7 protein-coding genes are annotated in these 7,474 nt (G+C 73.1%); 2 read left to right on the forward strand and 5 right to left on the reverse strand.

Features of this window, described 5'->3' with window-relative positions; genetic code table 11:
• Positions 1-9: 9 nt before the first annotated feature.
• The 4 genes from HII36_RS51665 to HII36_RS51680 form a co-directional block, all read right to left on the reverse strand.
• Positions 10-1,380 carry an amidase gene (locus HII36_RS51665; RefSeq protein ID WP_173530761.1) on the reverse strand — a complete coding sequence of 457 codons (1,371 nt, stop codon included), beginning with the start codon at positions 1,378-1,380 and terminating at the stop codon, positions 10-12.
• Between the two features lie 110 nt (positions 1,381-1,490).
• Positions 1,491-2,426, reverse strand: a complete 936-nt coding sequence (locus HII36_RS51670; RefSeq protein ID WP_173530762.1) for a TolB family protein — start codon at positions 2,424-2,426, stop codon at positions 1,491-1,493.
• The gene (locus HII36_RS51675; RefSeq protein ID WP_173530763.1) at positions 2,423-3,604 is read right to left on the reverse strand and encodes an MFS transporter; all 1,182 of its coding nucleotides are present in this window, start codon (positions 3,602-3,604) and stop codon (positions 2,423-2,425) included. Before HII36_RS51675 ends, HII36_RS51670 begins: the two co-directional genes overlap by 4 nt.
• Positions 3,605-4,909 (reverse strand): galactose-binding domain-containing protein, encoded by a 1,305-nt coding sequence (locus tag HII36_RS51680; RefSeq protein ID WP_173530764.1) that lies wholly within the window; start codon positions 4,907-4,909, stop codon positions 3,605-3,607.
• A gap of 447 nt (positions 4,910-5,356) precedes the next feature.
• On the opposite strand from HII36_RS51680, the gene HII36_RS51685 reads away from it, so the two are divergent.
• Complete coding sequence (locus HII36_RS51685) at positions 5,357-6,616, forward strand: MFS transporter (protein WP_236005017.1); 1,260 nt, start codon at positions 5,357-5,359, stop codon at positions 6,614-6,616.
• A gap of 35 nt (positions 6,617-6,651) precedes the next feature.
• Here HII36_RS51685 and HII36_RS51690 read toward each other — a convergent pair whose 3' ends face one another.
• Positions 6,652-6,885, reverse strand: a complete 234-nt coding sequence (locus HII36_RS51690) for a hypothetical protein (protein WP_173530765.1) — start codon at positions 6,883-6,885, stop codon at positions 6,652-6,654.
• Between the two features lie 127 nt (positions 6,886-7,012).
• On the opposite strand from HII36_RS51690, the gene HII36_RS51695 reads away from it, so the two are divergent.
• The coding region (locus tag HII36_RS51695; RefSeq protein WP_173530766.1) for a helix-turn-helix domain-containing protein at positions 7,013-7,474 on the forward strand (462 nt) is incomplete at its 3' end.

Consider the following 7,474-nt stretch of genomic DNA (forward strand, 5'->3'; position numbering starts at 1 on the left):
GCCTCCCGCCTAGAGCGGGGGCCGGCGCTCGCCGAACCCGGTGGCCTGCTCGAACGCGTGCGCCACGCGCAGGACCTTGGCGTCGTCGAACGGCCGCCCGACGATCTGCACCCCCACCGGCAGCCCCTCGGGCGTGAACCCGGCGGGCACCGACGCGGCCGGGGCGTGCAGGACGCTGATCCAGTACGCCGAGCGCATCCAGGACAGGTAGTCGGGCAGCCTGATCCCGTTGATCTCGCCGACGTGCGGGTGCTCGACCGGGAACGGCGGGACCTGGCTGACCGGGGCGATCAGCACGTCGTAGGTGTCGAAGAAGCCGGCCATGCGCTGGTAGAGGCCGCTGCGCAGCCGTTCGGCGCGGGCCAGGTCGGCCCCGGTCACGCGGCGGCCCTGCTCGACGTTCCAGCTCGTGTTGGGCCCGAGTCCGGTCAGGTCGCCGAAGGACAGCGCGTAGTACCAGGCGCGGTAGACGCGGAAGGCGTCGTCGGCGTCCGACAGGTCCAGCTCCACCTGCTCCACCCGGGCGCCGAGGCGCTCGAACACGTGCGGCGCGGTGGCGGTGACGGCCGCCGTGCGCGGGTCGACCGGCAGGCCGCCGAGGTCGGGGCTCCAGGCCACGCGCAGCCCGGCGACCCCCTCCTCCGGGTCGGGCGCGAACGCCTCCTTGATCGCGAACGGCGAGCGGCCGTCGAACCCGGCGATGACCTGGAGCATGAGCGTGACGTCCGCGACCGTGCGGGCCATCGGCCCGGGGACGGCCAGCGTGTACCAGGCGGCGGTGTCGCTGGGGTCGGGCACCCGCCCCGGCGTGGGACGCAGGCCGACCACGTTGCAGAACGAGGCCGGGTTGCGCAGCGAGCCGCCCATGTCCGAGCCGTCGGCCAGCGGCACCATGCCGGTGGCCAGCGCCGCCGCGGCGCCGCCGCTGCTGCCCCCGGCCGACTTGGCCGGGTCGTAGGGGTTGCGGGTGGCGCCGAAGACCTCGTTGACGGTGTGCGAGCCGGTGCCGAACTCCGGCGTGTTGGTCTTGCCGACACTGATCGCGCCGGCCGCGCGCAGGCGCTCGACGATCAGGTCGTCCCGGTCGGGGACGTGGCCGGCGAACAGCGGCGAGCCGTAGGTGGTGCGGATGCCCGCGGTGTCCACCAGGTCCTTGTGCGCCACCGGCACCCCGTGCAGCGGGCCGGCGGGCTCGGTCGCGTCGGCGGCCTTGGCGGCGGCCATGGCCTGCTCGGCGGCGAGGGTCACGATGGCGTTCACCCGCGGGTTGACCCGCTCGATCCGGTCGAGGTGGGCCTGGAGCAGTTCCACCGCGCTCACCTGCCTGTCCCTGATCAGGCGGGCCATCTCGGTGGCGGTCATCCAGTGCAGTTCGCTCACCCCTGCGATCCTGCCGTACGGGGTGGCGGGCGGCGACGGCGAGGATTGCCCAGCCGGGCCGCCCGCGATCGTCAGGGGCTGGCGTCAGGGCCTGGCGTCAGGGGCCGGCGTCAGGGGATCGCGGTGGGGGAGGTCGCGTCCGGGATCAGCAGGCGGGGTGGGCCGCCGTCGAGCGGGGCCGCCCAGACGTCGCCGTCCTTGGCGTACATGACCGTCCCCGGGTCCAGCCAGGCCGCCTGGTCGTCGACGCTGGCCGTCTCCCCCAGCGCCCGCTCCCGCATGGTGGCCAGGTCGAGCACGTGCAGCCGCCACGGCCCCGGCGAGACCCGCTTCTTGAACACCAGCCGCGTGCCGTCGGGCGACAGCGACGGGCACTCGGCGTTCTCCCGCAGCGCCCGGGCCCGCCAGTCGCCGAAGTCGCCCTCCACCAGGTACGTCTTGCCCTTCGTCGACACGGTGGCGTAGAAGCGGTCGTCGTCGGCGGCGAACGTGACGCCCCAGTAGTTGACGTCCACCGAGTGGTGGCGGCGGCCGTCCAGGTAGAGCGGGATGTCCTCCATGTTGGTGATGAGGTAGCCGGTGCGGGTGTCGAGTATGCCGGTCCAGGTGGAGAAGCCGCCGCTGTTGTAGGAGTCGCCGGTGACGAACACCGTCCAGGAGGCCATCCTGCCGCTGGGCGACACGCGGGCCCGGCTCGGGATGCCGGCCAGGTTGATGGTGCGTACCGGCCGCAGCGACCGGTCGAGGATGATCGCCTGGGTGGTGGGCGGGGTGCCCGGGCGGGTGATCAGGCACAGGGTGGTGCCGTTCGCGGTGGAGAAGCGGTCGCAGGCGCGGCCGCTGACCTGCGGCGCGGCCCCCGGGTTCGCCGTCGGCACGGCGGCGATCCGGCCGCCGCTGCGCACCAGCACGCGGCCCGGCGCGGCGGCGTCGAAGGCCGCGGCGGCCGGTGCGGCGCGGCGGTCCGACGCCGCCCAGGCGGCGTAGGCGGTGGCCGCCCCGGCCAGCACGAGCACCGAGGTCAGCAGCACGAGCAGTCGTCTCACGTCGACCTCCGCAGAGTCCGCCAGGCGAAGAGAGCGGTCACGACCAGCCCGGCGGCCATGACCGCGAGGCCGGGCCCGTCCCCGAGCCCCGCCCACAACACCCCGAACAGGACGGACGACGCCATCCTGGCCGCGGCCTGCCCGGTCTGCAGCAGCGCCAGCCCGCTGGTGCGCACGCTCTCGGGCAGCATCGGCCCGGCCAGCGCCATGAGCACCCCGTCGGTGGCCGCGTAGAACAGCCCGTGCAGCACCAGCACGGGCACCAGCCAGGCCGGCCCCATCAGCAGCAGGTAGGCCGCCAGCAGCGCCGCGTGCCCGGCGACGAACACCGCCGCCCTGCCGTACCGGTCGGCCAGGCGGCCCAGCGGCACCGCCAGCGTCAGGTACGCCGCCGCCGTGCCGAGCGGCAGCAGCGGGAACAGCTCGGGCGCGATCGCCAGCCGCCGCTGCAGCAGCAGGTAGACGAACGCGTCGCTGACCGTCACCAGTCCGAGCGCCGCCGCCACCAGGCAGACCCGGCGGAACCCCGGCTGTTTCAGCACGGCGGCACGCAGCGTGACCCGGGTGACCAGCGGGCCGCGCCGGTCGCGTACGTACAGGATCAGCAGCAACACGCCCAGCGCGGCGACGCAGAAGCTCGTCACGAACACCGCGTCGTAGGCGCCCGCCGTGGCGGTCAGCACCGCGAAGGCGGCCAGCGGTCCGAGCAGGGCGCCCATCGTGTCCATCGCGCGGTGCGCCCCGAACGCCCCGCCGAGCCGGTCCGGCGGGGCGCTGAGCGTGATCAGCGCGTCTCTCGGCGCGGTACGCAGGCCCTTTCCGGTACGGTCGGCCGCCACCACCAGCCCGAGCGCCGCCACCGACCCGCCGGCGGCGAGCAGCCCGAGCTTGCAGGCGGCGGAGATCCCGTAGCCGAGCCCGGCCACCAGCTTGCGCCTGCGCCACCGGTCCGCGGCGTGCCCGCCGGCCAGCCTGACCAGCGCGGTGACGCCGAAGTACAGCCCGTCCAGCACCCCGAACTGGACCAGGCTGAGCCCCAGCGCGCCCACCAGGTACAGCGGCAGCACCGCCGTCACCATCTCCGAGGAGATGTCCGTGACCAGGCTGACCAGGCCGAGCGCCACCACGTTGGCGGGCACCGCCCTGGTCAGCCGGGTGCCGATCACCGAGATGTACATCTAGTGGCAGGTGTAGGTCGGGCTGCTGTCCTTGACCGAGCCGTCGGTCCCGATCAGCTGCCAGGCGAACGTGGTCGGCGTGAACGTCAGCTTGAGCACGCCGTGCAGGTTCGTCAGGCGCTTCTGGCTGTTCGGCTGGACGTTCTCGATCTGGTACGGCGACGCGCCGCCCATGCCGCCCAGCACCTCGACGATGCCGTTCTGGTCGGCCTGGGCGCTGGGGTTCTGCGGGGCGAAGCGCTCGTAGTGGTGGTCGTGCCCGTTCAGCACCAGTTCGGCGCCGGCCGCGTACAACGCCTGCCAGACGGGCCTGGAGACGGGGTCGTTGCCGTGCTCGCCGGAGCTGAACAGCGGGTGGTGCCAGTAGGCGGCCACGCACGGCTTGGTGTTGGCCGCCAGGTCGTTCTTGAGCCAGGTGATCTGCGCCGACTGGTCGAAGGCGTTGGAGTCGAGCGCGACGAAGTGCCAGTCGCCGCGGTCGTAGCTGTAGTACGGCTTGCCCTGCGGGTAGGCGATGGCGCCGAAGTACGACTTGTACCCCGCGAGTGAGCCGGCCGGGTCGTAGGTCTCGTGGTTGCCCGGCGAGGGCCGGGTCTTGGCCTTGAAGCGGCCCCACGTCTTGTCGTAGTAGTTGCGGAAGTCGGACAGGCGGGCGTCGTCGTACTGGTTGTCGCCCATGGTGATGACGAACTCGGGGTTCATCGCCTCGACCAGCGCGGCCGTCTTGGGATGCACGCAGGAGCCGGAGCTCGCGGTGCACTGCTCGGCGATGTCACCGGCCGCGGCCACCACGAACGTGTCGCCCGGCGGGTCGGTCGGCCCGGTGCCGGCGCCGTAGACCTGCATCTCCCACAGCGAGTAGCCGTACGGGGTGCCGCGCTGGGTGCCGTACATGCGCACGTAGCGGCCGGTGGCGGTGAGCGCGAGGTCGTCCACGCCGCCGTCGCCCGAGGTGGTGGAGTGGACGGTGGTCCAGGCGGCGCCGTCGAGCGACACCTGGATCTGGTACGCCTTGCCGTAGGCCACCTCCCAGGTGAGCTTGACCCGGCTGATCTGCTGCGTCGCGCCGAGGTCGACGCGCAGCCACTCGGGGTCGTGGCCTTCGGCCGAGGCCCAGCGGGTGGAGGTGGTGTTCCCGTCGAAGGCCCGCGCGGCGACGTAGGAGCTGCCTTCGATGGACGACGAGGAGGCCGGTTTGCCCTGCGAGAGCAGGGTCTCGGCGGTTCCGGCCTGGGCGCCGGCGGCCACGAACAGGCTGGCGACCAGCCCGAGCGCGGCGACGACTGCTGAGCGGACTCTGGGCATGACGAAATCTCCTGGGGGGTGAGAGATCAGGGCATGGTCCGATCGGCGGCCGGGTCAGCATGGTCTCGTTCGCTGAGCGCGTCACTGTCCGCGTCGCTGTCGGCGGGAAGCCGCGCCAAGCCGCTTACCGGGATCGTGGCTCAGCGCGAGAACCGCTGTCAAGATAGTTAGGAAGGTTTATTAACGAGCGTCGTGATTCGCGTGATCCGGCGGGGCATCGGGCTGCCGGACGCCGGAACCGGCGCCGACGGCTGGCAGCGATCGCGCTTCGGCTCTAGGTTCGAGGCATGACCACACAGTGGTGTCCCCCCGCCACGGCCGCAGGGTCGGGGAGCCCTGCTCGCACCCGGCGCCGCCGCCCGATACCGGACCTCGCCGAAGCGCCGGCGCCGCCTGCCCGGGCGGCCCGCGCGCCAGAGCGCTGATCTTTCTCGGAGGTGGCCGTCATTGCGGACTCGATCTTCTTCGGCTACACCGACCGACCGGATTCGCGCCATCCAGCGCCGCACCCTGGCCGTGCTGTCGGCGGCGCAGATCGTGGGCGGAGTGGGCGTCGCCGTCTGCCTGACGCTCAGCTCCGTGGTGGTCGACCAGCTCTCGGGCTCGACCGTGATCAGCGGCTTCGCCGGGACGGCGACCGTGCTCGGCGCGGCCCTGCTCGCGCTGCCCACCGCCAAGGCGTCCGGTCGCAGCGGCAGGCGCGCCGGGCTGGCGGTGGCCTACCTGGCGGCGCTGGCCGGCTGCGCCCTGTCCGTGCTCGCGATCAGCCTGGCCAACTGGCCGCTGCTGCTGGCCGGGCTCGTCCTGGTCGGCGGCGGCAGCGCGGGCAGCCTGGCGGCCCGCTACTCGGCCACCGACCTGTCGCCGAAGGGCCACGCGGGCCGGCACCTGTCGCTGGTCGTGTGGGCCTCCACGATCGGTTCCATAGCCGGGCCGAACCTGGCCAGGCCGGCCGACCAGATCGGCAGTGAGGTCGGCCTGGCGCCGGCCGCCGGGCCGTTCGCGTTCGCCGCGCTGGCGTTCGCGGCGGCGCTGCTCATCGTCATCGGCGGGCTGCGTCCCGACCCGTTCAAGCTCGCCCGCGAGCTGACCGGCACCCCGGCCACCGCCTCGGGCGGCGAGCGCACGATCAGGACGGCCTGGGACACCCTGCGCACCAATCCGGCGGCCCGCCGAGCGCTCGTCGCGATCGCCGTCAGCCACACCGCGATGGTGTCGGTCATGTCCATGACCCCGGTCAAACTCCACCACGACGGCTCGAACCTGGACGTCATCGGCCTGGTGATCAGCCTGCACATCGCCGGCATGTACGTCTTGTCGCCGGTGGTCGGCTGGCTCGCCGACAAGGCGGGCCGGGTGCCGGTGCTGCTGCTCGGCATGACCCTGCTGCTGACCGCGGCCGTGCTCGCCGGCACCGCGGGTCACCGGGTCTGGCAGGTCACGGCCGCGCTCGTGCTGCTCGGGCTGGGCTGGTCGTGCGGGCTGGTGGCCGGGTCGGCGCTGGTCAGCGAGTCGGTGCCGCTCGATCGCAGGCCCGCCGTCCAGGGGTTGTCGGACCTGCTGATGAACGTCTGCGGCGCCACCGGCACGATCGCCGCGGGCGCGATCGTCGGCGGAATCGGTTACGGTGCGCTCAACCTGGTCGTCGGCATCATGACCGCCATCGCCGGCCTGTGGCTCGTCAACGTCCGGCAGCCCTGGAGGTGACCGGTGGCGGGCAGGGAAGATGCGCACCCGCCGGCTCAGGTCCGGCGCTGCCGGCTCGCCGTCCGCCAGGCGCGGTGGGCCCTGAGGAGATCGGCGCGCTGGCTCGGGCGGGTGCCACGCAGCACCATCCGCAGGCTGATCAGATCGCGCAGCTCGCAGGCGAGGTCGCGGAGCGTGTTACGCGGCCGCCGCAGCAGGCGGGCCAGCAGGCCGAGGAGGATCGGGATGGACAGCGAGGCGAGCAGGACCAGCTCTTGATGGGTAAGCATCGGTGCTCCAAGCGTCTCGGTGAACGGTTCGGGAGGGCCGGCCGGACCTCGGAACACCACAGATAGCGTGATTCGGCGTTCAACGGGTTGATGTGAACCAAGACGAACCGCAAGGTCGGGAGGCCTGGTGGGGGGAACGCGCGACGCGGGTCCGACCAGCGCGCAGGCGGAGCTGGTCAGGCGGCTGCGCACGGCCCTGACGGGGCTGAAGCTGCGCCAGGCCGACCTCGCCGAGCGAGCCGGGGTGTCCAAGGCGACGGTCAGCAACATCCTGAACCGCAAGACCGTGCCCGAGGTCGCCACCCTCGACCTGCTGGCCACCGCGCTGGGCATCACCGGGACGGCGCACGCCGAGTTGCACGCCCTGCGCGAGCGGGCCGAGGTTCGAGGCCGCCGCCTGGACGGATACCTGGCCGCGGCGAGACGTGCCGCGCTGGACCACCCCTACCCCGGGGTCCTGCCCGGCCACCTCCCGCCGCTGGCCACCGTGTACGTCTGCCAGCACGCGACCCTCCACCCGGCCGCCGCACCCGGCGCGGGCGAGGTGGCGGAACAGGCGTCGGAGCAGGCGTTCGACGCCGGCCGCAAC

It is taken from the genome of Nonomuraea antri, assembly GCF_013283785.1.
GTDB classification, from domain to species: domain Bacteria; phylum Actinomycetota; class Actinomycetes; order Streptosporangiales; family Streptosporangiaceae; genus Nonomuraea; species Nonomuraea antri.